The organism is Serratia sp. D1N4 (assembly GCF_054552755.1).
The window spans coordinates 1,071,822-1,096,854 of the sequence record NZ_CM137274.1; the positions used below are offsets into that span (position 1 = coordinate 1,071,822).

At 54.6% G+C, this 25,033-nt stretch carries 24 protein-coding genes; 17 read left to right on the forward strand and 7 right to left on the reverse strand.

What is annotated here, in order from left to right; translation table 11 throughout:
* Nucleotides 1-30 precede the first annotated feature (30 nt).
* From ACX1CU_RS04580 to ACX1CU_RS04590, 3 genes are read left to right on the forward strand one after another with little or no spacing between them, the layout of a single operon-like run.
* Nucleotides 31-645, forward strand: coding sequence for a methylthioribulose 1-phosphate dehydratase (locus tag ACX1CU_RS04580; protein ID WP_459401438.1), 615 nt, complete (start codon nt 31-33; stop codon nt 643-645).
* A complete protein-coding gene (gene mtnC, locus ACX1CU_RS04585) occupies nt 642-1,331 on the forward strand; it encodes an acireductone synthase (RefSeq protein ID WP_459401439.1) in 690 nt (229 codons plus the stop codon). The genes ACX1CU_RS04580 and mtnC overlap by 4 nt, the downstream gene beginning before the upstream one ends.
* Complete coding sequence (locus ACX1CU_RS04590) at nt 1,328-1,870, forward strand: 1,2-dihydroxy-3-keto-5-methylthiopentene dioxygenase (protein ID WP_459401440.1); 543 nt, start codon at nt 1,328-1,330, stop codon at nt 1,868-1,870. Before mtnC ends, ACX1CU_RS04590 begins: the two co-directional genes overlap by 4 nt.
* A gap of 60 nt (nt 1,871-1,930) precedes the next feature.
* On the opposite strand, the gene ACX1CU_RS04595 is transcribed toward ACX1CU_RS04590, so the two are convergent.
* The 3 genes from ACX1CU_RS04595 to melA form a co-directional block, all read right to left on the reverse strand.
* Nucleotides 1,931-2,185: a SemiSWEET transporter gene (locus ACX1CU_RS04595; protein WP_459401441.1), complete on the reverse strand. Its 255-nt coding sequence runs from the start codon at nt 2,183-2,185 to the stop codon at nt 1,931-1,933.
* A gap of 2 nt (nt 2,186-2,187) precedes the next feature.
* Entirely contained in the window at nt 2,188-3,609 is a 1,422-nt protein-coding gene (melB, locus tag ACX1CU_RS04600; RefSeq protein ID WP_459401442.1) for a melibiose:sodium transporter MelB, read from the reverse strand.
* Nucleotides 3,610-3,698: 89 nt separating this feature from the next.
* Nucleotides 3,699-5,048 carry an alpha-galactosidase gene (gene melA / locus ACX1CU_RS04605; protein ID WP_459401443.1) on the reverse strand — a complete coding sequence of 450 codons (1,350 nt, stop codon included), beginning with the start codon at nt 5,046-5,048 and terminating at the stop codon, nt 3,699-3,701.
* A gap of 256 nt (nt 5,049-5,304) precedes the next feature.
* Here melA and melR point away from each other — a divergent pair, with 256 nt between their 5' ends.
* The gene (gene melR / locus ACX1CU_RS04610) at nt 5,305-6,231 is read left to right on the forward strand and encodes a transcriptional regulator MelR (RefSeq protein ID WP_459401444.1); all 927 of its coding nucleotides are present in this window, start codon (nt 5,305-5,307) and stop codon (nt 6,229-6,231) included.
* Here melR and mtnA read toward each other — a convergent pair.
* Nucleotides 6,223-7,251, reverse strand: coding sequence for an S-methyl-5-thioribose-1-phosphate isomerase (gene mtnA / locus ACX1CU_RS04615; protein WP_459401445.1), 1,029 nt, complete (start codon nt 7,249-7,251; stop codon nt 6,223-6,225). The genes melR and mtnA overlap by 9 nt on opposite strands.
* Before the next feature lie 129 nt (nt 7,252-7,380).
* Between mtnA and mtnK the strand changes: the two genes are divergently transcribed.
* Nucleotides 7,381-8,580 carry an S-methyl-5-thioribose kinase gene (gene mtnK / locus ACX1CU_RS04620; RefSeq protein ID WP_459401446.1) on the forward strand — a complete coding sequence of 400 codons (1,200 nt, stop codon included), beginning with the start codon at nt 7,381-7,383 and terminating at the stop codon, nt 8,578-8,580.
* 58 nt (nt 8,581-8,638) lie between these two features.
* On the opposite strand, the gene fadE is transcribed toward mtnK, so the two are convergent.
* On the reverse strand, nt 8,639-11,095 hold the full coding sequence (fadE, locus tag ACX1CU_RS04625) for an acyl-CoA dehydrogenase FadE (RefSeq protein ID WP_459401447.1): 2,457 nt from the start codon (nt 11,093-11,095) through the stop codon (nt 8,639-8,641).
* Nucleotides 11,096-11,347: 252 nt separating this feature from the next.
* Between fadE and lpcA the strand changes: the two genes are divergently transcribed.
* Nucleotides 11,348-11,929, forward strand: a complete 582-nt coding sequence (gene lpcA, locus ACX1CU_RS04630; RefSeq protein ID WP_459401448.1) for a D-sedoheptulose 7-phosphate isomerase — start codon at nt 11,348-11,350, stop codon at nt 11,927-11,929.
* Between the two features lie 108 nt (nt 11,930-12,037).
* On the forward strand, nt 12,038-12,820 hold the full coding sequence (locus ACX1CU_RS04635) for a class II glutamine amidotransferase (RefSeq protein WP_459401449.1): 783 nt from the start codon (nt 12,038-12,040) through the stop codon (nt 12,818-12,820).
* Here the strand turns inward: ACX1CU_RS04635 and dpaA are convergent.
* A complete protein-coding gene (gene dpaA / locus ACX1CU_RS04640) occupies nt 12,776-13,522 on the reverse strand; it encodes a peptidoglycan meso-diaminopimelic acid protein amidase (RefSeq protein WP_459401450.1) in 747 nt (248 codons plus the stop codon). The genes ACX1CU_RS04635 and dpaA overlap by 45 nt on opposite strands.
* A gap of 542 nt (nt 13,523-14,064) precedes the next feature.
* Between dpaA and ACX1CU_RS04645 the strand changes: the two genes are divergently transcribed.
* From ACX1CU_RS04645 to dinB, 9 genes are all read left to right on the forward strand, one after another.
* A complete protein-coding gene (locus ACX1CU_RS04645) occupies nt 14,065-15,414 on the forward strand; it encodes a Na(+)-translocating NADH-quinone reductase subunit A (RefSeq protein WP_459401451.1) in 1,350 nt (449 codons plus the stop codon).
* 3 nt (nt 15,415-15,417) lie between these two features.
* Nucleotides 15,418-16,659, forward strand: a complete 1,242-nt coding sequence (locus ACX1CU_RS04650; protein ID WP_459401452.1) for an NADH:ubiquinone reductase (Na(+)-transporting) subunit B — start codon at nt 15,418-15,420, stop codon at nt 16,657-16,659.
* Nucleotides 16,649-17,443 carry a Na(+)-translocating NADH-quinone reductase subunit C gene (locus ACX1CU_RS04655; protein WP_459401453.1) on the forward strand — a complete coding sequence of 265 codons (795 nt, stop codon included), beginning with the start codon at nt 16,649-16,651 and terminating at the stop codon, nt 17,441-17,443. Before ACX1CU_RS04650 ends, ACX1CU_RS04655 begins: the two co-directional genes overlap by 11 nt.
* Complete coding sequence (locus ACX1CU_RS04660) at nt 17,436-18,065, forward strand: NADH:ubiquinone reductase (Na(+)-transporting) subunit D (protein ID WP_037403833.1); 630 nt, start codon at nt 17,436-17,438, stop codon at nt 18,063-18,065. Before ACX1CU_RS04655 ends, ACX1CU_RS04660 begins: the two co-directional genes overlap by 8 nt.
* Nucleotides 18,066-18,071: 6 nt before the next feature.
* Nucleotides 18,072-18,668, forward strand: a complete 597-nt coding sequence (gene nqrE / locus ACX1CU_RS04665) for an NADH:ubiquinone reductase (Na(+)-transporting) subunit E (RefSeq protein ID WP_037403832.1) — start codon at nt 18,072-18,074, stop codon at nt 18,666-18,668.
* A gap of 15 nt (nt 18,669-18,683) precedes the next feature.
* Nucleotides 18,684-19,907 carry an NADH:ubiquinone reductase (Na(+)-transporting) subunit F gene (gene nqrF / locus ACX1CU_RS04670; protein WP_459401454.1) on the forward strand — a complete coding sequence of 408 codons (1,224 nt, stop codon included), beginning with the start codon at nt 18,684-18,686 and terminating at the stop codon, nt 19,905-19,907.
* A gap of 12 nt (nt 19,908-19,919) precedes the next feature.
* Nucleotides 19,920-20,936: an FAD:protein FMN transferase gene (locus tag ACX1CU_RS04675; protein ID WP_459401455.1), complete on the forward strand. Its 1,017-nt coding sequence runs from the start codon at nt 19,920-19,922 to the stop codon at nt 20,934-20,936.
* Between the two features lie 7 nt (nt 20,937-20,943).
* Nucleotides 20,944-21,171, forward strand: a complete 228-nt coding sequence (gene nqrM, locus ACX1CU_RS04680; protein WP_459401456.1) for a (Na+)-NQR maturation NqrM — start codon at nt 20,944-20,946, stop codon at nt 21,169-21,171.
* A 268-nt stretch (nt 21,172-21,439) separates the two neighbouring features.
* Nucleotides 21,440-22,498 carry a DNA polymerase IV gene (gene dinB / locus ACX1CU_RS04685; RefSeq protein WP_459401457.1) on the forward strand — a complete coding sequence of 353 codons (1,059 nt, stop codon included), beginning with the start codon at nt 21,440-21,442 and terminating at the stop codon, nt 22,496-22,498.
* A 62-nt stretch (nt 22,499-22,560) separates the two neighbouring features.
* Here the strand turns inward: dinB and pepD are convergent, their stop codons facing one another.
* Nucleotides 22,561-24,021 carry a beta-Ala-His dipeptidase gene (gene pepD / locus ACX1CU_RS04690; protein ID WP_459401458.1) on the reverse strand — a complete coding sequence of 487 codons (1,461 nt, stop codon included), beginning with the start codon at nt 24,019-24,021 and terminating at the stop codon, nt 22,561-22,563.
* 327 nt (nt 24,022-24,348) lie between these two features.
* Here pepD and gpt point away from each other — a divergent pair, with 327 nt between their 5' ends.
* The gene (gene gpt / locus ACX1CU_RS04695; RefSeq protein WP_459401459.1) at nt 24,349-24,807 is read left to right on the forward strand and encodes a xanthine phosphoribosyltransferase; all 459 of its coding nucleotides are present in this window, start codon (nt 24,349-24,351) and stop codon (nt 24,805-24,807) included.
* The last annotated feature ends 226 nt before the right edge of the window (nt 24,808-25,033 follow it).

The window sequence follows — 25,033 nt, forward strand, 5'->3', positions numbered from 1 at the left end:
CCTTTCGCAACCATGCAGGAAACTGAGTGAATGACGGAAAACCCGCAACTTCATGCGTTACTGGCGGCTTGCCACTGGATAGGTGACAAGGGCTGGTGTCCGGCGACCGGTGGCAATATGTCACTGCGCCTCGATCTGGAACAGTGTTGGGTGACCGAATCCGGTAAAGATAAAGGCAGCCTGACCGAGCAGGATTTCTTGCTGGTGGACATTGCCAGCAACCAGGCTCCAAGTGGCCGCACTCCTTCGGCAGAAACCGGCCTGCATACTTTGATCTACCGCTTGTATCCGCAGGTGACTGCGATCCTGCATACCCATTCGGTCAATGCCACCGTGTTATCGCGTGTGGAGAAGAGTGATGGGCTGGTGCTGCAAGGGTATGAAATGCAGAAATCCCTCAGCGGGCAGCAAAGCCATCTGAGCTGCGTAGAAATACCGATTTTTGATAACGACCAGAATATTACGGCGCTGGCGGCTCGCGTTGCGGCTTATGCGGAAAATACGCCGTTGCAGTACGGTTTTCTAGTGCGTGGGCACGGGTTGTATTGCTGGGGCAAACAGGTGGCAGAAGCACGCCGCCATCTTGAAGGTTTGGAGTTCCTGTTTCAGTGCGAACTGCAACGCCGTTTACTGGAGGCTCAATGATCCGCGCGATTGTGACCGATATTGAAGGCACCACCAGCGATATCCGTTTTGTTCATCAGGTGTTGTTCCCTTACGCCCGTGAGCGGTTGGCCGAGTTTGTGCGTAGCCATGCCGCCGAAGCGGAAGTGGCTGCACCGCTTTCGGCATTGCGCGCAGAGATTGCCCAGCCGGATGCGGATCATGAGCAGCTTATCGCGGTGCTTTACCGCTTTATGGATGAAGATCGTAAATCGACCGCGTTGAAAGCGCTACAAGGGATCATTTGGCGCAGCGGTTATCACAATGGTGATTTTCACGGCCATCTCTACCCGGAAGTGGCCGAGCAACTGGCGGCCTGGCAACAGCAAGGGATACAGCTGTATGTCTATTCTTCGGGTTCGGTGGAGGCGCAAAAACTGCTGTTCGGCTACAGCGAGGCGGGCGACTTACGGCCACTGTTCAGCGGTTATTTTGATACCCACGTCGGGGCCAAACGTGATATCGCGTCCTATCAGAATATCGCGCGTGATATCGCGCTTGAACCGGCAGAACTGCTGTTCCTTTCCGATATTCATCAGGAGCTTGATGCCGCGCGGGCCGCAGGTTGGCACACTTGCCAGTTGATTCGCGATGCTGCCGATCCATTGAGCCAGCATCCACAGGTAAACCGTTTCGAACAGATTGATTTGAAGGAGTTTATTGCATGAGTGGATTAACCATCTTCAGTGACGCAGAACCGCAACGGGCGCTGTGGCAGAGCAATGACGTACAGGTTATTCAGCAGCAGCTGGCGCAGATTGGCGTGCGTTTCGAGCGCTGGCAGGCGGATCGTGATTTGGGGGATAACCCACAGCCGGATACGGTGATCGCCGCCTATCAGCATGAGATCAACCGGCTGGTGGCGGAAAAGAATTATCAGAGCTGGGATGTCATCAGCATGCGCCCAGATAACCCGCAGCGTCAGGAACTGCGCGGTAAGTTTCTTGCCGAGCATACCCATGGCGAAGATGAGGTGCGTTTCTTTGTGGAAGGCAAGGGGCTGTTTTGCCTGCATCTGCAAGGCAAGGTTTTCCAGATCCTGTGTGAGAAAAACGATCTGCTTTCCGTGCCGGCCAATACTCATCACTGGTTTGATATGGGGTCTGAGCCAAACTTTACGGCGATCCGCATATTTGATAATCCGCAAGGCTGGGTAGCGCAGTTTACCGGTGACAAGATTGCTGACGCTTTCCCGCATTTGGACTGACACTCGCTTCAAACCAGAACGTTTTCTCCTGCTTTGTGAGCAGGAGAAAACGTCGGTGGTTTAACGATTCTGGTATTTAATCACCAGGATCGGCAGGGCAAACAGCAACGTCAGCAGGTTCGCCAGGCTGACTGCCATATTGCCGATCAACACGCCATAAATCAGCCACAGCAGCAAACCCGCAACAAACATCCCGTACATCAGCAAAGAGATGCCTTGGGTATTGCGGGTTGAGATCACCTTGATGGCCTGCGGCAGAAAAGAGAGCGTTGTCAGGCTGGCCGCCAGGTAGCCGATGAGGGAAATCCACTCCATGGTTACCCCTTTGCCTCGGCTTCGGGCAGTAGAATACGGCCTGTTTCCCGCACCGGTTCATCAGGCGCTTGGCGATATTTATCCTGCAAATGGGTTTGGATTTGCTGCTGGAAATCGCCGTTCAGCTTATACAGCCGGAAGTAAATAAACAGCGTTACGCAGAAGAACAGCGCAGGCAGGGCGATCATGATGAACTGCATGCCGACGATCGTCTCTGGTGATTGGGCAACATTAGGCACATAGCCGACGATGCCGAGCACTATGCTGATAAAAAACGCCGACAGGGCCGAACCCGCTTTTACCACCAGCGTTTGCACCGAGTAGGCAATACTCTCGCAGCGCACGTTAAGCTTGTACTCGCCGTAGTCAACGGTATCGGCCACCATGATCACCTGCAACACCCAGAACAGCGCAGTACCGATGTTGAGTAACACTCCCGCCAGTGAGATCAGCAACAGGTTGTGATACCCCGCAGTGGCAATTCCCAGCAACACTCCGCCGCCGAGAATCGGCATGATCGAAGCCCCGGCCCACAGCGCACGGCGCGAAAGCGCCTTCACCAAGCGCGGGAACAGGATCAGCGTGATCAGGTTAGCCGCACCGGCGTAAGACATGTAATAGGGGAAGAGCGCCGCATCGCCAATCACGTAGGTGAAATAGTAAATGGCAAAGCCGGTGATGACGTTGGAGGCGATGTTGTAGGCCAGAGCCATACCGAGCAGGCAAGAAAGCTGATCGTTCTTGTAGATTAGCCCGATCATGGTTCTCAGGTTGATACGGCTGGCGCCCTCCGCTGTGTTATCGGATGAATACACCTCTTTGACGTTACGCAAGGTGACAAACGTTGAGACAACAAAGAAAGCGATCAGTATCAGGGTAAACATCTGGAACCCGAACCCGCGATCGCCACCGCCCACGTAATTGACAAACGGCAGCGTCACCCCGGCGGTGACAAAACCGGCCAGGCTAGCGAAGAAGCGCGGATAGGGCACCAGTTCCTCGCGTTCGCGTTTATCCAGCGTAATGGTGGGTACCAGCGACCAGAAAGGAATATCCATCAGGGTATAAGTCATGCCCCAGAGAATATAGGTGACGATGACAAACACCAGCTGTGACGTGCCCTCAAAGTGATGGGCGCTGAACAGCAGAAAAAGCACGATGGAGTTAGTGATAGTGCCGATCAGGATCCAGGGTTTGAATTTCCCCCAGCGGGTGCGGGTGTTGTTAACAATCCAGCCCATGATTGGATCGTTGAGGGCGTCCCAGATGCGCGCAACCAGGAATAACGTTCCGACCACGCCCACCGATAATCCCACGACGTCGGTGTAGTAATACATCAGGTACATGTAAACAATGCCGATGGCGAAGTCTTTACCGAAAGCGCCAAAACCGTAGCTGATCTTTGTGGTTATTGAAACACTCATAGGGTACAGGGTCACCGTTGCCAGCGCCCGCCTTCTGTTTTAGTGAAGGGAAGCCGGGCGCCTAGGCACCCGACGATCGCCAATCGTTATCAGTGCAGCCAGGTTGGTAGCCAATCGCCATGAGCGGCGATCAGATCGTCAACCAGCGCATAAATCTCCTCGATGCCCAGCACGGCGGCGGTATGAGGATCCATCATGGCAGCATGATAAACGTACTCTTTGTTTTCAGTCAGAATGGCTTCGGTCAGCAGCGTCTGCACGTTGATGTTGGTTTGCATCAGCGCGGCCAGATGTGAGGGCAGTTTGCCTACTTTGGTGGGGCGGATCCCATTGGCATCGACCAGGCAGGCCACTTCCACGCAGCACCCCTGCGGCAGGTTATCGATCAGGCCATCGTTACGCACGTTGCCATAGATGACGTTGGGCTCACCGGTCCACAGTGCGTTCATAATGGTGCTGGCGTATTCGTTGGACTGCTTAATCTCAATACGATCCGCCGTTTTGTACTCCTCAAGCTCCCGCTGCCAGTTAGCCAGTTGTTCCACGCAGCGCTTCGGATATTCATCCAGCGGCACTTTATAGCGTTCGATCAGGTCAGCACGCCCCGGCTTGATAAACCACGGGGTGTATTCGGCGAAATGCTCGGAGGATTCCGTCACAAAGTAGCCCAGCTTTTTGAACATTTCATAGCGCACAATGTTCTGGCAGCGCGGGTTACCGTGAATGTTTGCTTTTGGTGCCTGGCCGCTGGTGTAGGCATTCAGCAGGTCTGGATAAATGCTGCGGTAGTGGCCATCAGCACCTTTTTTCTCCAGCTCGAGGTAAAAAGCCATATGGTTGATTCCGGCGCTGCGATAGCGTAATTCGCTGGCGTCGATATTCAGATCGCGCGCCAGTTCTTCCGCCGTACCCTGAACGGAGTGGCAGAGCCCGACCTGCTTAATGTGCGGATAGCGGGCAAACATCGCCCAGGTGTTCATCGCCATCGGGTTAACGTAGTTGAGCATGGTGGCGTTTGGGCACACTTCCGTCATGTCTGCGCAGATCTGCCACAGGTGCGGAATGGTGCGCAGCGCACGCATAATGCCGCCGGGGCCCAGCGTATCGGCAATGGTCTGTTCCAGGCCGTGGCGTTTACACACTTCAAAGTCGGTAACGGTGCAGGGCTCATAGCCGCCAATCTGAAACGCGACAACCACAAAATCCGCCGCGTTAAGGGCCGCTTTCTGATCGGTATGGCAAGTGATACGCCCATTGGCCCCGGCAGAGTCCATCAGTTTACGTACCACAATGTGCGACTCTTCCAGGCGCGTTGCGTCAATGTCCATCAGCGCGATATGGGCCGATTTAAACGCCTGACGATGAAACACATCGCCGAGGATGTTTTTAACAAAAATGGTCGAGCCAGCGCCGATAAACGTGATTTTTGGGACTGACATGTGTGTTCTCCAGTGGCGTGTTGGGATAACACCATGGTGGCACGACGCGGAGTGGTAACGCTTCCATGTTCCCGAGTGAGCATTCCCATAAGCTCAGATTCTGCGTATCGGCCTGCGGAATCTGAGCTTATGGGATAAAAAGGATGAAAAAGCAGAGAATATGGGGGAGTTAGCGAGAGGATGTGGCTTTGATCGCGCCATGTTTTCCTCTGCTGTGCCACTATTCTGATAATTCAGGAACCAGAAGGCGATCGCTATGGAAAACCCTGTGGTGCGCGCTTTAGCGCCCGATCCCGACATGTGCAGCAGTACCGACCCAGTGGCGCGCAGCCCGCTGTCGCTCTATTCCGATTATCAGCGGATGGATATTGAGCTGCGCGCTCCGCAGGCCATGCCCTCCAGCCACTGGCACGGTCAGGTAGAAGTGAATGTGCCTTTTGACAGCGATGTGGAGTATCTGATTAACGATGAAGTGGTGCGGATCAAGCAGGGGCACATCACGCTGTTTTGGGCCTGTGTACCGCATCAACTCACTCGCCCCGGCGATTGCCAGAGCATGGCGATCCTGAATTTACCGATGCATCTATTTCTCTCATGGCCGCTGGATCGGGAATTGATCAACCATGTTACGCACGGCATGGTAGTGAAATCGCTTACAGCGCATCAAATCAGCGCTTTTGAAGTGCAGCGCTGGCAGGCGGAACTCATCAGTGACGATGAGCAAATCCGCCAACTGGCGATTGACGAGATCGGCCTGATGCTCAAGCGCTTTAGCCTTTCTGGCTGGCAGCCCATTCTGGTCAACAAAGCCGCCCGGACCCACAAAAACGGTGTTTCCAGGCATGCGCAGTTTTATGTCAGTCAGATGCTGGGGTTTATTGCGGACAACTACGATCAGGCGCTGACCATCGACAGCGTGGCCGAACACGTCAAGCTCAACCCCAACTACGCGATGGGGATTTTCCAGCGCGTGATGCAACTGACCATGAAGCAGTACATCACGGCGATGCGTATCAACCACGTTAGGGCGCTGCTGAGCGATACCGATAAAACTATCCTGGATATCGCTCTGACGGCGGGCTTTCGCTCAAGCAGCCGTTTTTACAGCACCTTTCACAAGTATGTGGGCATGTCGCCACAAAAATACCGCAAGCTTAGCCAGCTACGCAGGCATTTAACCTAACGCTTGCTGAAAAATCCCGTCAGCCACCTGTTGCGGGGTGATCACGCCGCTGTCCAACACCCAGCCGCTGATTAACGCCGCAGGCGTGACGTCGAACGCCGGGTTATATACCGGGGCATCCACCGGTGCCCATTGGCAGGAACCAAAACTGCCCGCTGCGCCGGTCACTTCTGCGGCAGCGCGCTGCTCGATGGGGATCGCTGCACCGCTTGGGCAATGAGGATCGTGAGTGGTGTGCGGCGCGGCAACGTAAAACGGAATACGGTGGTAATGTGCCAGCACCGCCAGGCTGTAAGTGCCGATTTTATTGGCCACGTCGCCGTTGGCGGCAATGCGATCGGCCCCGACCCAGACGGCATCAACTTTGCCTGCGGCCATCAGGCTGGCAGCCATCGAATCGCAAATCAGTTGGTAAGGGATGCCGAGCTCGCCCAATTCCCAGGCTGTAAGGCGACCGCCCTGCAACAGCGGGCGGGTTTCATCCACCCAAACCTGCGCGATCTTGCCCTGCTGGTGGGCACGCAGTAACACACCGATGGCGGTGCCGATGCCAGCGGTTGCCAACCCGCCGGTATTACAGTGTGTCAGCAGGCGGCTGCCCGGTTGCACCCGTTCTGCTCCGTGATCGGCGATGCGATCGCAAAGCGCCCGATCTTCTGCTACCAAGCGCAGCGCTTCTTCGGTCATCGCCGTGACCCAATCCGGCTGGCCCAGCGCCTGTTTCATGCGATCCAGATTGTTCATCAGATTCACTGCCGTGGGGCGCGAGGCGCGCAGGGTAAGCAACGCCTGTTCCAGTTCGGTTGGTGATAAACCGCGTTCGGCCAGCAGGGCCAACAATAGGCTGGCCGATAAGCCAATCAGCGGCGCACCCCGCACCCGCAAAGCGCGGATATGCCCCACCAGTTCATCTACGCTGTCGCAAGGCAGCCAGCGTTTTTCCTGTGGTAACGCCTGCTGATCGAGGATCCAAAGTCGATTTTCCTTCAGGTTTAAACTGGTGGTGTTAAGGGTTTGCATTGGCAGTTAAATCCTTGTTATGTGCTTATTGCATCTGTAGCGCTATTCTGCCAACATGACTTCCAGATGTATAGACGGCTAAATGCTTTTGCGTCTAAAAAATAAAAATCATCGCGAAAGGGGTTGGGGATGTCGCTTTATCGTACGTTTACTGCTGCCGATGCTGTTGAATACGCCCGTCAATATGGGCAAGTTGCCGATCCACAAAGTTTGGTGAGTGCTGATGAGATTGGTGACGGTAATCTGAACCTGGTGTTTAAGATCCGCGATCGTCAAGGCGTGAGCCGAGCGATCGTCAAGCAGGCGCTGCCCTATGTGCGCTGCGTGGGCGAATCCTGGCCGTTGACGTTGGATCGCTCGCGCATTGAGGCAGAAACCCTGCTGGTTCATGGCGCTTTATGCCCGCGCCATATGGTGAAGGTACTGCATCACGATGCTGAGTTGGCGGTGATGGTGCAGGAAGATCTCTCTGATCACCAGATCTGGCGCAGTGAGCTGGTGAAAGGGCGCTACTATCCGCTGGCGGCTGGGCAACTGGCGGAATACCTGGCGCAAACCCTGTTCCATACGTCTGATTTTTACCAGAGCGCGCAGAAGAAAAAGGCGGAAGTCAGCCGTTTTGCCAACCCGGAATTGTGCCAGATCACCGAAGATCTGTTTTTCACCGATCCCTATATTGATCATGAACGCAATCAGTTTGACGATGCACTGCTGCCGCAGGTGCAGGAGCTGCGCCATGATGCAGCCCTGAAGCTGGTGGTCGCCGGGCTGAAGCATGGTTTTCTGAGCAAGGCCGAAGCGTTGTTGCACGGCGATATTCACAGCGGTTCGATTTTCGTTGCGGAAGGTAAACTGAAGGCCATCGACGCCGAGTTTGGTTTCTATGGGCCGATCGGGTTTGATCTGGGTACCGCGTTGGGCAATTTGCTGCTGAATTATTGCGGTTTACCGGGGTTGCTTGGCCCACGGGATGCTGCTGATGGGCGCGAGCAGCGGTTGCAGGATGTGCGCGAATTGTGGCTGATTTTTGCCGATCGTTTCCTGACGCTGTGCCATCAGCATACCCGCGATGTGGCATTGGCGTTGCCGGGTTATGCAGAGCAATTTCTGCAGCAGGTGTGGCGGGATGCGGTGGGATATGCCGGCACCGAACTGATTCGCCGCACTATCGGGTTGGCGCATGTCGCCGATCTGGACAGCATTAACGACCCTGAAATGCGGGCCGACTGCCAGCGCAGCGCGCTCAGCCTGGGGCGCACCTTGATCGTCAATGCTGCGCAAATCGAACATATTGACGCACTGCTGGCGCGTATCCGCCAAAACGGCTGAATGTGCAAAGAAAAAGGGGCGATTCGCATCGCCCCTAGAGATTTACTGCGGTAGAAGGTTATGCCGCTTCAGTCTGCTGCTGGCGTTTTTCCTTCTTCACCGGCTTTTCCGGCTTGTGAGACGCCAGCGCTTCAGGAGCGAAGTCATCAACGTTGATCGAACGCAGACGGCTTTCTTCGGCTTTCACCAGGATCTTCGCTTCATCAGCATTGATTTTGCCTTCTTCCAACGCACGCTGTGCCAGGCGATCTAATCGAGTAAACGGCAGGTTTTTGCCCATTGCTGTACAGAGGCGTTGATGGATAGGCTCTGCGGCCATCACGTCGGCCAGAGCCGCTTCCAGCAAGCCCACCGGGTTATGCTCGCTCGGCGTCAGATATTGGCCACGCCCCAAACGGCTGCGGGTGGCGGAAGGCTGTTGGAGGATCTGCGCCAGTTGATGATCAAGGCGATCCGAAGGCGCAGAGTGAACGCGGCCGAACGGGAACACCACCAAACGCATGGCTCCGGCGATAAAGCGATTCGGGAAGTTACGCAATAAATCATCCAGCGCTTGTTCTGCCTGATTCAGGCTATCCTGCACGCCCCAATGCACCAGCGGCAGATCTTCTTTCTGACGGCCTTCATCTTCAAAGCGTTTCAGCGTTGCCGAGGCCAGATACATCTGGCTAAGCACATCCCCCAGACGCGCGGAGATACGTTCGCGGCGTTTCAGACTCCCCCCCAGCACGCCCATGGAAACATCAGACAGCAAGGCCAGGTTGGCACTTAAGCGGTTCAAGTGCTGATAGTAGCGGCGGGTTGAATCTTTGGTCGGGCTGCTGCTGGTGCGGCCGTTGGTCAGGCCAAGCCACAGGCTGCGGATTTTATTACTGCCGACGTGGCCCAAATGGCCGAGCAAGGCTTTATCGAACGCGTGCAGATCGTTGTCTTGCGCTGCCGCCATTTCTGTTAACACATAAGGATGGCAGCGGATTGCCCCTTGACCGAAGATCATCATGGTGCGAGTCAGGATGTTGGCCCCTTCAACCGTGATGGCAATCGGTGCGCCCTGATAAGCACGGGCCAGGAAGTTGGATTCGCCCAGCATGATGCCTTTACCACCGGTGATATCCATTGCATCAATGATGGCCTGCTGACCACGGTGGGTACAATGATATTTAACGATGGCTGACAGCACCGCCGGTTTTTCGCCCTGCATCAGCGCATAGGTGATCAGCGAAGCGGCGGCATCCATCACGTAGGTGTTACCGGCAATGCGCGCCAGGGGTTCTTCGATCCCTTCCATTTTACCGATAGAGATTTTGAACTGACGGCGGATATGGGCATAAGCGCCGGTAGCCAAGGCAATCGATTTCAGGCTGCCGGTAGAGTTGGAAGGCAAGGTGATACCACGCCCGACCGACAGGCACTCAACCAGCATACGCCAGCCCTGACCGGCCATTTTTGGCCCGCCGATGATGTAGTCGATTGGCACGAACACGTCGTTGCCGCAGGTTGGGCCATTCTGGAACGGTACGTTCAGCGGGAAATGGCGGTTACCGATTTCCACCCCTGGGGTGTTGGTCGGGATCAGCGCACAGGTAATCCCTGGGGAGGCGTTATCGCTCAGCAGGTGATCCGGGTCATGCAGCTTGAATGCCAGGCCCAATACGGTGGCGATTGGCGCCAGAGTAATGTAGCGCTTGTTCCAGGTCAGGCGCATGCCAAGAACCTGTTGGCCCTGCCATTCGCCCATGCAGACGGTACCGGTGTCCGGAATGGCTCCGGCATCGGAACCGGCTTCCGGGCTGGTCAGTGCAAAGCAAGGGATTTCGTCGCCACGCGCCAGGCCCGGCAGGTAGTGATCTTTTTGTTCTTCAGTGCCGTAGTGTTGCAGCAGTTCGCCTGGGCCGAGCGAGTTAGGCACGCCAACGGTAATCGCCAGAATACCGGAGACGCCGGCCAGTTTCTGCAGTACGCGAGCTTGCGCATACGGAGAGAATTCCAGGCCGCCGTACTCTTTCTTGATGATCATGGCGAAGAAGCGGTGTTCTTTCAGATAGGCCCACAGCTCTGGCGGCAGGTCTGCCAGTTCGTGGGTGATCTGGAAGTCATTGGCCATGCGGCAGGCTTCTTCAACTGGGCCATCGATAAACGCCTGCTCTTCTTCCGTCAACTTAGGTTGCGGATAGTTATGCAGTTTGTTCCAGTCTGGCTGGCCACGGAACAGATCGCCTTCCCACCAGGTGGTCCCGGCTTCGATGGCTTCTTTTTCCGTGGTGGACATCGGTGGCATCACCTTGCGGAAGGCGCGCAGAGCCGGTGCGGAAAACAGCGAGCGGCGCAGCGAGGTAATATTCAGCGGCAGCAGAACGATCGCCAGCGGCAGCAGCATCCAATAGCTCCACAGGCCGATAGCGCCCATGGCCACCGTATAGGCCAGCAGAAGGAGACTGCTGAGCGCCAGATTCACTCGGTGAGAAAACACCACACCAATGAGTGCGAGTAGGACAACGATGCTAAGAACCATCATAAGAAGCTCCGAAGTAGTAAGAGGTCTGACCTGTTGTATATATTGGTTGTAGTCCATGCCCAAGCATTTATCAATGCATTTACACTTTAATTACAACTTAAGTCACAAACTGGCGATGCCCGTCGTCAAAAACTTCTACTGTAGCTCAACACAGGTGCTGTTTCATTCACAGCACTTCTCGGTTTTTCTGCGATCCGTTACACTGCACAGCGAAAGATTGACGATGCCACAGAACAAAAAGAGGCGATCTCCATGTACCACGATTTAATTCGCAGTGAACTGAACGAAGCGGCTGATACTCTGGCGAAATTCCTCAGCGATGATGCCAATATTGACGCTATCCAACGTGCGGCGGTCTTACTGGCCGATGCCTTTAAAGCGGGTGGGAAAGTGATTTCCTGCGGTAACGGGGGGTCTCACTGTGATGCGATGCACTTCGCAGAAGAGTTGACGGGGCGTTATCGTGAAAACCGCCCTGGCTACCCGGCTATCGCGATTTCTGACGTCAGCCACTTGTCCTGTGTCGGTAACGATTTTGGCTACGACTATGTCTTCTCGCGTTACGTGGAAGCGGTTGGCCGTGCGGGGGATGTGCTGCTGGGTATTTCCACTTCCGGTAATTCTGGCAACGTGATCAAGGCCATCGAAGCGGCTCGTGCCAAAGGGATGCAAGTCATCACCCTGACCGGCAAAGACGGCGGTAAGATGGCTGGTTCTGCTGATGTCGAAATCCGCGTTCCGCACTTTGGTTACGCCGATCGTATTCAGGAAATCCATATCAAAGCGATCCATATCCTGATTCAGCTAATTGAAAAAGAGATGGTCAAGGCTTGATGTATCTAGGCAGCCCGCACCAGGTTTAAGCTGGTGGTGAATGGCAGCAGGGCGCAGCAGATTGCGCCCATAGCGTAACGAGTCAGTGTGCTTAAGGAGTGGCTTTCGATGTGTGAATTGCTCGGGATGAGCGCAAATGTGCCAACCGATATTTGTTTTAGCTTTAGCGGGCTGGTTCAGCGCGGTGGCCGCACCGGGCCACATAAAGATGGTTGGGGCATTACTTTCTACGAAGGTAATGGTTGCCGCACCTTCAAGGATCCCCAGCCGAGTTTTAATTCACCGATCGCCCGCTTGGTACAGGAATACCCGATCAAATCCTGCGCGGTGGTTTCCCATATTCGTCAGGCTAACCGTGGTGAAGTGGCGCTGGAAAATACCCACCCGTTTACCCGTGAACTGTGGGGCCGTAACTGGACCTACGCTCACAACGGCCAGCTTAAAGGCTATCGCCAACTGCCAACCGGCAACTTCCGCCCGGTGGGGCAGACCGACAGTGAATATGCCTTCTGCTGGTTGCTGAATCAGTTGGCGCTGAAATATCCACGAACTCCCAGCAATTGGCCCGCGGTGTTCCGCTATATTGCCCAGCTTGCCGATCAACTGCGGCAGAAGGGCGTATTCAATATGCTGCTGTCTGACGGGCGCTTTGTGATGGCCTATTGCTCAACCAATCTTTACTGGATCACCCGACGGGCCCCCTTTGGCAAAGCAACGTTGCTCGATCAGGATGTAGAAATTGATTTTCAGCGGCAGACCACGCCCAATGACGTGGTAACGGTGATTGCGACCCAGCCGCTGACCGGCAATGAAACCTGGCACAAAATTGCGCCAGGTGAGTTTGCTTTATTTTACTACGGTGAACGGCTTGGCTTGGGTGAGCGGGTTTGAGGCATATTGCGTTGGCTGGCCGCTGCTGTTAACCGGGTGGGCCAGTACGTATTGACCATTGGTCACGTTAACCATCGGCGGCTGGCGGTTTTTGACAAAGTAGTCATAGCCCGGTTTCAACTGGCGCCAGAAGTTGATGTAGTTAGATGAACGGTGGCGTTGCAGATTCTGTTCGGTCATGCGGAACGGATAAATGCTGATATTCACTTGGGCTTGGCCATAGTTAAATGCCGCCTCCACATAACGATAAATCTCGTCCATATAGGTGTTGGTCATCGCGTAGCAACCAATGGATTTGCATTCGCCGTGGATCATCAGATAGGCACCGGAATAGCCCTGTGCTTTATCATAATCATTCGGGAAGCCGATATTGATCGCTCGGTAATATTTGCTGTTGGGTTTTAGATTGCGCACGTCGACGCTATAAAAACCTTCTGGGCTTTTAAAGTCACCTTCACGGCGCTTCGGGCCCAAACCCCCTGAGAAATTGCAGATCGGGAAAGAGTTCACCAAACGGAATTCATTACCCATTTTGGCGTACAATTCGAGCTTGCGTTCTTCTTTGAATATCTGGATATAGACGGGTGAACCCAATAATTGCTGTTTAACTAACGGTGATTCGGGTACCTGCTCGCTGGCGCTACAGGCCGTGATCATCGGCATACAAAATAGCATCGCAAACAACAGCGCGATTTTGCTCATTATTATTCCTGATTATATTTACTGCTGGCTTAGAGAACGCCGCCAGCATGCCACTGACTTATGTGATTGCACTAAATGCCACGCCAGATTACCAGTGTGTTTTTTTTTAGCAATACACGAAGTGTATAAAAAAACTACAAGCATCGGTAAAAGTGAATTGACTGGCAGATTTTAACGATGAATGATGAAAAATTGCCGCTATTTAATTGTGTTTGCTTGACTCAGGTCACTAGATAGCACGGAAAAATGTTACCAAAAATGTTAGTATCCCACCTCTGTTTTACTATCCTTATTGGTTATCGACGGGGTTATTTTGAGCGAAATAGAATCAACCGCGTCTTGGTATTGATTACAAGGTTTTAACACGCTCTGTGGCCGGAATATTGTGATAGAAAAAACGGTTCAGTGAGAGTTTCATGTTGGGTATGATCTTGTCGTGCTCATCCTGAGGTTGTTATGGCAACCTCGTCATCCTGGCATCGTCTGTGCCTGCCTTTTGGGCCGGTAAGACGTGTGGACATTTTAAACATCGTGTACATCCTATGATCAGAATCAGAAAAGGGTTAGATCTGCCGATATCCGGGATACCGTCTCAGGTGATTCAGGACGGCCCCGTTATCACGCGTGTGGCACTGCTTGGTCAAGATTATGTCGGTATGCGTCCTTCCATGCTGGTGGAGGAAGGCGACCGCGTTAAAAAAGGCCAGGCGCTGTTCGAAGACAAAAAAAATCCTGGCGTTTTCTTCACGGCACCCGCCAGCGGGCGCATTGCTGCTATCCAGCGCGGTGAACGTCGCGTGCTGCAATCGGTGGTGATTGAGATCGAAAACGGCGGTGATGAGCAGGTGGAGTTCGCTTATTACCAGCAGGCCGATCTGCCGCAGTTGGAGCGTGAGCAGGTTGAAAGTGATTTGCTGGCCAGCGGTTTGTGGAGCGCACTGCGCACCCGCCCGTTCAGCAAGGCACCGCGTATTGGCTCTGTACCGCGCGCGATTTTTGTTAACGCCATGGATACCCAGCCGTTAGCGGCCGATCCGCAGGTGATCATTGCCGAACAGCAGGCGGCGTTTAATGCCGGGCTGACGGTGTTGACGCGCCTGACCGATGGCAAAGTGCATGTCTGTCAGGCGGCAGGTGCCCGGCTGGCGGAACAGAGTGGGGCACAGATTAGCTACAGTGAGTTCGCTGGCCCACACCCTGCCGGTTTGGTGGGGACGCATATTCATTTCCTGGAGCCGGTCAGCCTTAAGAAGACCGTCTGGCATATCGGCTATCAGGATGTTATCGCCATCGGTACCTTGTTTACCACCGGCAGGCTCGATACCCGCCGCGTTGTGGCGCTGGCCGGGCCACAGGTGGAGCAACCCATTCTGCTGCGAACCCGTTTGGGAGCCAGCCTGGATGAGTTGACCGCTGGCCGTCTGAAGGCTGGTGAAAACCGTGTGATTTCCGGTTCGGTGCTGAGTGGCACCCATGCCATTGGGCCTAATGCCTGGCTTGGCCGCTTCCATAATCAGGTCTCGGTGCTGCTGGAAGGGCGTGAGAAAGAGCTGTTCGGTTGGATTGCTCCGGCACCCGATAAATTCTCTATCACCCGCACCACGCTGGGGCATTTCCTGAAGAATAAGCTGTTTGCCTTTTCGACCACCACTAACGGCGGTGAGCGTTCAATGGTGCCGATCGGTAACTATGAGCGCGTCATGCCGCTCGACATTCTGCCAACCCACTTATTGCGCGATCTGTTGTCTGGTGATACCGACAGCGCTCAGGCGCTGGGCTGCCTGGAGCTGGATGAAGAAGATCTGGCCTTATGCACCTTCGTGTGCCCCGGCAAGTATGAATACGGCCCGGTGCTGCGTGACGTGCTGACCAAGATTGAGCAGGAAGGATAACCCATGGGCCTGAAGAATTTTTTAGAAAAGATTGAGCATCACTTCACGCCGGGCGGCAAGCTGGAAAAGTGGTATCCGCTGTATGAAGCGACCGCTACGGTGTTCTACACTCCCGGCACGGTGACGCATGGTGCTTCGCACGTGCGTGATGCTATCGATCTGAAACGCATGATGATCCTGGTGTGGCTGGCGGTCTTCCCGGCGATGTTCTGGGGGATGTACAACGTCGGCCAGCAGGCAATTCCGGCATTGCACCATCTTTACAGTGGTGAACAACTGCAACAGGTGCTGGCAGGCGACTGGCATTACAGCCTGGCGCAGTGGTTGGGGGCATCGTTAAGTTCCGATGCGGGCTGGGTCAGCAAGATGGTGCTCGGTGCAACCTACTTTGTGCCGCTCTACGCCGTAGCCTTCCTGGTGGGCGGTTTCTGGGAAGTGCTGTTCGCTATGGTCCGTAAACATGAGATCAACGAAGGCTTCTTCGTGACCTCCATTTTGTTTGCGTTGATCCTACCACCGACGCTGCCGCTATGGCAGGCGGCGCTGGGTATCACTTTTGGCGTGGTGATCGCCAAAGAGATCTTTGGCGGCACCGGGCGCAACTTCCTTAACCCGGCGTTGGCGGGGCGTGCTTTCCTGTTCTTCGCTTATCCAGCGCAGATTTCCGGCGATCTGGTGTGGACCTCCGCAGACGGTTTCTCCGGCGCCACGCCGTTGGCGCAATGGGGCACGGGTGGGGTTCACAGCCTGAGTAACGCCGTTACCGGGCAGCCGATCACCTGGATGGATGCGTTCTTGGGCAATATCCCGGGTTCGATCGGGGAAGTGTCTACGCTGATGATCCTGATTGGCGGCGCGATCATCTTGTTTGGCCGCGTAGCTTCCTGGCGCATTGTCGCCGGGGTGATGATCGGCATGATCGCCACAGCTTATCTGTTCAACGCCATCGGTTCTGCCACCAACCCGCTGTTTGCCATGCCATGGTACTGGCATCTGGTGCTTGGGGGTTTTGCCTTCGGCATGATCTTTATGGCTACCGACCCGGTTTCTGCCTCGTTTACCAACAAGGGGAAATGGTGGTACGGCATGTTGATCGGCGCGATGTGCGTGCTGATCCGAGTGGTCAATCCGGCCTATCCGGAAGGCATGATGCTGGCGATCCTGTTCGCCAACCTGTTCGCACCGCTGTTCGATTATCTGGTGGTGCAGGCCAACATCAAGCGGAGAAAAGCCCGTGGCGAATGAATCTAAAAATGACGGCATCGGCAAAACGCTGATGGTCGTCCTGCTGTTATGCCTGGTGTGTTCTGTGGTGGTGGCGGGTTCCGCCGTGGGTTTGAAGCCCAGACAGCAGGAACAGCGCTTGCTGGACAAGCAACGTAACATCCTTGACGTCGCGGGGCTGCTGGTACGTGGCATGCCTGGTGAGCAGGTCAGGGCAACCTTTGCCAAACGCATTGAAACGCGCCTGCTGGATCTGAACAGCGGTGAGTTTGTGCCGGGCAATCATAGCGATTTTGATCTGGCCGCTGCTTTGCGTAGCAATGCCAACAGCATCGCCTTGCCGGCCAGCAAAGATCTGGCTGGGATCCGCCGCCGCAGCAACCAGGCAGAAATCTATCTGGTGCGTGATGACGCCGGGGCGGTAAGCAAAATCATCCTGCCGGTATACGGTGCCGGGCTGTGGTCGATGATGTACGCCTTTGTGGCAATCGATGCCGATGGTAATACCGTACGCGGTCTCAGTTTCTACCAGCACGGTGAAACCCCAGGGTTAGGTGGCGAAATCCAAAACCCTAACTGGCGTGCGCAATGGGTAGGCAGGCAGCTGTTTGATGAGAACGGCAACCCGGCGATCCGCATTGTGAAAGGCGGTGCGCGTTCAGGGGATATTCACTCGGTGGATGGTTTGTCCGGTGCGACGCTCACCTCCAACGGTGTGCAGAATACCTTTAACTTCTGGTTGGGCGAGCACGGCTTTGGCCCATTCCTGCAAAGAGTCCGTGAAGGAGCGCTGAAGAATGGCTGATTCCAAAGAGATTAAGCGGGTTCTACTGGGGCCGCTGTTTGACAATAATCCGATCGCCTTGCAGATCCTCGGGGTGTGTTCGGCGTTGGCGGTGACCACCAAGCTGGAAACGGCCTTGGTGATGACCATTGCGGTGACGCTGGTGACGGCGTTTTCCAGCTTCTTTATTTCGCTGATTCGCCATCATATTCCTAACAGCGTGCGCATTATTGTACAGATGACCATTATCGCTTCGCTGGTGATCGTGGTGGACCAACTGCTGCGCGCCTATGCGTTTGAGATTTCGAAACAGCTGTCGGTGTTCGTTGGCCTGATTATCACCAACTGTATCGTGATGGGGCGTGCGGAAGCTTACGCCATGAAGTCGCCGCCGATCGAAAGCTTTATGGACGGTATCGGCAACGGCTTGGGGTACGGCGTGATCCTGATCCTGGTGGGATTCCTGCGCGAGCTGATCGGTTCAGGCATGCTGTTCGATATCCCGATCCTGGTGACGGTGCAGAACGGCGGCTGGTATCAGCCTAACGGCCTGTTCCTGCTGGCGCCAAGCGCGTTCTTTATCATCGGCCTGCTGATCTGGGGTTTACGCACCCTGAAGCCAGCGCAGATAGAAAAGGAGTAACCGCCGATGGAACATTATATCAGCCTGTTTGTGCGTGCAGTGTTTGTTGAAAACATGGCGTTGGCGTTTTTCCTCGGCATGTGTACCTTCCTGGCGGTGTCGAAAAAGGTTTCTACCGCCTTTGGCCTAGGGATTGCGGTCACCCTGGTGCTTGGTATTTCCGTGCCGGTGAACAACCTGGTTTATAACCTGCTGCTGCGCGACGGTGCGCTGGTGGAAGGTGTCGATCTGAGTTTCCTCAATTTCATCACCTTTATTGGTGTGATCGCCGCACTGGTACAGATTCTGGAGATGATCCTCGATCGTTTCTTCCCGGCTCTGTATAACGCCCTCGGTATCTTCCTGCCGTTGATCACCGTGAACTGCGCCATCTTTGGTGGCGTGTCCTTCATGGTGCAGCGCGATTACAACTTTATGGAATCCGTGGTGTATGGCTTTGGCTCCGGTATTGGCTGGATGCTGGCCATCGTGGCCCTGGCGGGGATCCGCGAAAAACTGAAGTATGCCGATGTGCCAGCCGGATTACGTGGTCTGGGCATTACCTTTATTGCCACCGGGCTGATGGCGTTGGGCTTTATGTCCTTCTCTGGCGTTCAGTTATAAAGGCGGGAAGTATTTATGGAAATTATTTTAGGCGTCGCCATGTTCACCTGCATCGTTATGGTGTTGGCACTGCTGATTCTGTTTGCCAAATCCAAGCTGGTGAATACCGGTGATATCGCCGTTGAGGTTAATGGCGATCAAGATAAAAGCTTTACCGCCCCGGCTGGGGATAAACTGCTCAACATGCTCTCCAGCCAGGGGATCTTTGTTTCCTCGGCCTGTGGCGGCGGCGGCTCCTGTGGCCAGTGCCGGGTGGTGATCAAAGAAGGGGGCGGCGATATTCTGCCCACCGAGCTTTCTCATATCAGCAAGCGTGAAGCCAAAGAAGGTTGCCGCCTGGCGTGCCAGGTGAACGTGAAGCAGAACCTCAAGATCGAACTGCCAGAAGAGATCTTCGGCGTGAAGAAATGGGATTGCGAAGTTATCTCTAACGATAACAAAGCTACCTTTATCAAAGAGCTGATGCTGAAGATCCCTGATGGGGAAGATGTGCCATTCCGTGCCGGGGGCTTTATCCAGATCGAAGCTCCAGAGCATGAAGTCAGCTATGCCGATTTTGAAGTACCGCAGGAATACCGGGGTGATTGGGACAAATTCAACCTGTTCCGCTTCCGTTCCGTAGTGAAGGAACCCACGGTTCGAGCCTACTCAATGGCCAACTACCCGGATGAAAAGGGCATCATCATGCTCAACGTGCGTATCGCTACGCCGCCACCGAATAACCCTGAAGCACCGCCGGGCATTATGTCTTCCTATATCTGGTCGCTGAAAGCGGGCGATAAGGTAACGATCTCTGGGCCGTTCGGCGAGTTTTTTGCCAAAGAGACCCAGGCCGAAATGGTGTTTATCGGCGGCGGGGCCGGTATGGCACCGATGCGTTCACACATTTTCGATCAGTTGAAACGCCTTAAATCCAAGCGCAAAATCACCTTCTGGTACGGTGCCCGTTCTCTGCGTGAAATGTTCTACGAAGATGACTTTAATCATCTGCAGGAAGAGAATGAAAACTTTACCTGGCACGTGGCGCTTTCCGATCCGCAGCCAGAAGATAATTGGACTGGATACACCGGTTTTATTCACAACGTTCTGCTGGAAAATTATCTGAGGAACCATCCGGCACCGGAAGATTGTGAATTTTACATGTGTGGCCCGCCAATGATGAACGCGGCAGTGATCAAAATGCTGAAGGATCTGGGTGTTGAAGACGATAACATCATGCTTGATGATTTTGGTGGTTAAACAGGCGGTTGAATGAAGTTTTGCATGACAATAGTGGCGCTTTGCGCCACTTTGCTATTGGCAGGGTGTGAGCCGAAGCAGGAAAACCTCGACGGCAAGACGATGGGAACCTATTACTCGATCCGTTTTGTTCCTGGGGAAGAGACGCCCGCCGTTGAGACGTTGCGCGCCGAGATCGATAAACGGCTGGAACAGGTTAACGATCAGATGTCGACCTATCGGCCTGATTCTGAACTGAGCCGGTTTAACGCCAGCCGCGAAGTGAACCAACCGTTCCCGGTTTCCGCTGCAACCACGGAAGTCGTGCTGGAAGCGTTGCGTATCAACCGGGTGACCGACGGTGCGCTTGATGTCACCGTTGGGCCGCTGGTGAATCTGTGGGGCTTTGGCCCTGAAGGCCGCCCGAATAAAGTGCCGAGCGCCGCCGAGTTGGCGCTGCGCCGTAGCTGGACCGGTATCGACAAGCTGTCGGTCGAAGGTAACGCACTGGTGAAGAGCATTCCTCAACTGTATGTCGATCTCTCTTCTATCGCCAAAGGTTATGGTGTTGATGTGATCGCGCAATACCTGCAATCACAGCAGGTCAAAAACTACATGGTTGATATCGGTGGCGAAGTGCGTACCCGCGGCTACAACGGCGAGAAAAAACCGTGGCGTATTGCCATTGAACGCCCAACCGCCGGTGTGGAACAACAGGCGCATCTGGTGATTGAACCGGGTGAAATGTCCGTCGCTACCTCTGGCGATTACCGTAACTACTTCGAGCAGGATGGCGTGCGCTATTCTCATACTATCGATCCGAACACCGGTAAGCCGATCAATCACCATCTGGTGTCGGTTACCGTGATCAGCCCGCAGTGTATGACCGCTGACGGCCTTTCCACCGGTCTGAACGTATTGGGGCCGGAGCGGGGCATGGCGTTGGCCAATCTGATGGGGATTCCGGTATTTATGATCGTGAAAACCACCAACGGCTTTGAAGAGCGTTATTCCGAGGCGTTTAAACCCTATCTGAAGAAAAGCGAGTGAGGCGGTTATGCTGACGGTATTCGTTGCATCTTTTGTGCTGTTTCTGCTGGTGGTTATCGGTATGTCGCTTGGCTATCTGTTCCGGCGTAAAACCCTGCAAGGCAGTTGCGGGGGGATCACCGCGTTGGGAATGGAAAAGGTCTGCGATTGCCCAGAACCCTGCGATGCACGCAAGAAGCGTTTGGCGAAAGAAGCACGGCGGCGTGAGCAACTGGAAAAGCACCGTATTTTATAACCGCGAATATCAAGGGGTTCTGTCTACAGAACCCTCAGACGGCAGACAAAACCGGTTATTAGGGGGAGCGTGCCGAAGGGGTCGTAACGGCGTAAGCCGTCGGAGTGCCCCTCGGTGCGCTAGACATAGGTATCTCGGGCTAGAAAGCGACTTTGTCATCAACCCCCGGGTTTTGTTTACAGAACCCTTTTTTCGCCACTCTGATCATCTCCATGTTTGAGTTTTTCCACAATTAACTGTATATTTAAACAGTGTTGTGGGAGGTGAGATGCGTAAAATCATTCATGTCGATATGGATTGCTTCTTCGCGGCGGTGGAAATGCGTGACGATCCTAGCCTGCGCGATATTCCATTGGCGATTGGCGGCAGTGCGGATCGGCGTGGGGTGATCAGCACCGCCAACTATCCTGCGCGCCGTTATGGTGTGCACAGCGCCATGTCTACCGCCATGGCATTCAAGCTTTGCCCGCATCTGAAGCTGCTACCGGGGCGGATGGCGGCCTATAAAGAAGCCTCGCAGCAGATCCGCGCTATTTTTGCCCGTTACACTTCACTGATTGAACCGCTATCGCTGGACGAAGCTTATCTGGATGTGAGCGACAGCGCGCAGTGCAGCGGCTCAGCAACGCTGATCGCCCAAGAGATCCGCCAGGCGATCTCAGACGAATTGCATCTCACCGCCTCGGCCGGGATCGCGCCGATCAAATTTCTCGCCAAAATCGCCTCGGAATTGAATAAACCTAACGGGCAATACGTGATTACGCCTGCGCAGGTACCCGCATTTTTGCAGCAGTTGCCGCTGGGCAAGATCCCAGGCGTGGGTAAAGTGACCGCCAAGCGGCTGGAAGAGCTGGGCTTGTTCACCTGCGCCGATGTTCAGCAATACGATCTGGCGGCCCTGCTCAAAAGCTTTGGCAAGTTTGGCCGTGTGCTGTGGGAACGCAGCCAGGGTGTTGATGAGCGCGAGGTTTCCCCCGATCGCCTACGTAAGTCGGTTGGCGTTGAGCGCACGCTGGCGGAAGATATTCATCGTTGGGAAGATTGCGAGACGCTGATTGTCGACAAACTCTATCCCGAGTTGGAGATGCGTTTGCGTAAGGTTAAACCGGATCTGCACATCGCCCGGCAAGGGGTGAAACTGAAGTTTCAGGACTTTCAGCAGACCACGCAGGAGCATATCTGGCCGGTACTGAATCAAGAGGATTTGATCAACGTAGCTCGCAGAGTGTGGCAAGAGCGGCGGGAAGGGCGCGGCGTGCGCTTGGTGGGCCTGCATGTGACGTTGCTGGATCCGCAGCTTGAGCGGCAACTGGTGCTGGCGTGGTAATAACGGGGGGGTTGATGCATTAACCTGCAAGGGCACAATATTGCACCCTTGCAGCATGACTCTTATTCGCGTTCAGGAATCGCTTTCAGCAGTTCGGTCAACAGCGTCCAGTATTGCCCAACGCTGGCAATATGCACCTGCTCGTCCGGCGAGTGTGGCCCGGTGATGGTTGGCCCAATCGACACCATATCCATATGCGGGTAAGGCTTTTTGAACAAGCCACATTCCAACCCGGCGTGGATCACCATAATGTTTGGCGTGCTGTTAAACAGTTTCTGGTAGGTTTCACGCACCAACTGCATTACCGGTGAATTGGCATCCGGCTGCCAGCCAGGGTAAGCGCCCTTGGCTTCAGTCTGGGCGTTAGCCAGTTGGCCTAGTGCGCTCAGCATCCCCACGACATAATCTTTACCGCTATCGATCAGGGAGCGGATCAGGCACACGATCTCAGCTTCTTTTTCGCTGGTGGTAACGACGCCAACGTTCAGTGAGGTTTCTACTACGCCTTTCACTTCGTCGCTCATGCGGATCACACCGTTAGGCGTGCCGTTCAGCAGGGCGATGAAACGCGCCTGGCTGCTGGCGGTCATAGCCTGCGATGAGCTGGTAACAGGATCCAGCAGCACGGTGATATTTTTTTCTTTCGCCGCCAGTTCGTTTTTCAGAATCGCCAAGTAGTGCTGGCTCAGGGCTTTCAGCGCATCGGTCTTCTCTGCCGGTACCGCAACCACCGCAGAAGCTTCGCGCGGGATCGCGTTGCGCAGAGTACCGCCGTTCAGATCCAGCAGGCGCAGATCCAGTTCTTGCGCGTGAGCAAACAGGAAGCGTGCCAGCAGCTTGTTGGCGTTGCCTAAGCCATGATGGATTTCCGCGCCTGAGTGGCCACCCTTCAAGCCCTTGATGGTCAGCTTCAAGGTCTGATAACCGGCTGGAACCGTTTCACGCAGTAATGGCAACGTGGTAATGAAATCAATACCACCAGCGCAACCCATGTAGATTTCGCCTTCCGTTTCGGAGTCGGTGTTGATCAGGATATCAGCCTGTAGCCAGTTGGGCTGCAAGCCAAAAGCGCCATCCATACCGGCTTCTTCGGTCATGGTCAGCAGCACTTCCAGCGGGCCGTGCTCAACACTGTCATCAGCCAGTACGGCTAACGCAGAGGCCATGCCGATGCCGTTATCCGCACCCAGCGTGGTACCACGGGCTTTCACCCAGTCGCCATCAACGTAAGCTTGGATCGGATCTTTGGCGAAGTCGTGAACGGTATCGTTATTTTTCTGCGGCACCATATCGAGGTGCGCCTGCATCGCAACCGGTTTACGGTTTTCCATGCCTTTGGTGGCTGGCTTGCGCAACAGAATGTTACCCACCTGATCGCGTTCTGCGTGCAGGTTCTTTTCTTTTGCCCAACTGAGGATGTGCTGTGCCAGCGCTTCTTCATGGTAAGAAGGGTGGGGAATCGAGCAGATCTTGGCAAAAATATCCCACAGCGGCTGTGGCGAAAGTTGAGACAATTCAGACACTAGAGGTCTCCTGTAACAGCATACCTTACAGAGGGAATGCTGCGCGGTTAGGGTGAGTTGATATCTGTGCTTGGTGGCACGATGCTCTGAGAATATCACTTTATTCCAGGGGGCGCGCGCACCGTATTGTGCTGTTTAGTTAACGGAATACCCCGGTTTTCCTGGTGGCAGATGATTTAATCAGCATTAAGCACCTAGACAAAATATGGATGAATTCCTCGGTTCAACTGGTATTCGGCGCGGTCAGTCTCTATAATCCCGCGCAACCTTTTTTCCCCCTGATTACTGAATAAGCCACATCAACTGCTGGCCGGGACCACACATTCTATGAGCGAAAAATACGTTGTTACCTGGGACATGTTGCAAATGCAAGCGCGCAAACTGGCTCACCGCCTGCTGCCTGCCGATCAATGGAAAGGCATCATTGCCGTCAGCCGTGGTGGCCTGGTACCGGCCTCTTTGCTGGCGCGTGAACTGAGCATCCGTTATGTCGATACCGTATGTATTTCCAGCTATGACCACGACAACCAGCGTGAGATGAAGGTGCTGAAGCGTGCCGAGGGCGATGGTGAAGGCTTTATCGTGGTTGACGATCTGGTGGATACCGGCGGTACCGCGAAAGCGATTCGTGATATGTACCCGAAAGCTCACTTCGTCACCATTTTTGCCAAACCGGCTGGCCGCCCGCTAGTTGACGACTACGTGGTTGATATTCCTCAAGATACCTGGATCGAACAGCCATGGGACATGGGCGTTGCCTTTGTACCACCGATCGGCGGTCGTTGAGTTCAGCCAAAACGCCCGGTTCCGCCGGGCGTTTGTACTTATCGCCCTTGGCAGCCTGATTTCGTCATCTTCTGTAAATTCCCCGCATTCTGCCGTTGAGCTTTGGTGTCTGTAGCCAGAGTTAGGTACACTACCCCCAGACATTCCGGCTGTTTTATACCCGTCGTCTTTCAAGCTGCAGCGTTGTTACCTGCGCTAGTTCACCCCAGTCACTTACTTGAGTAAG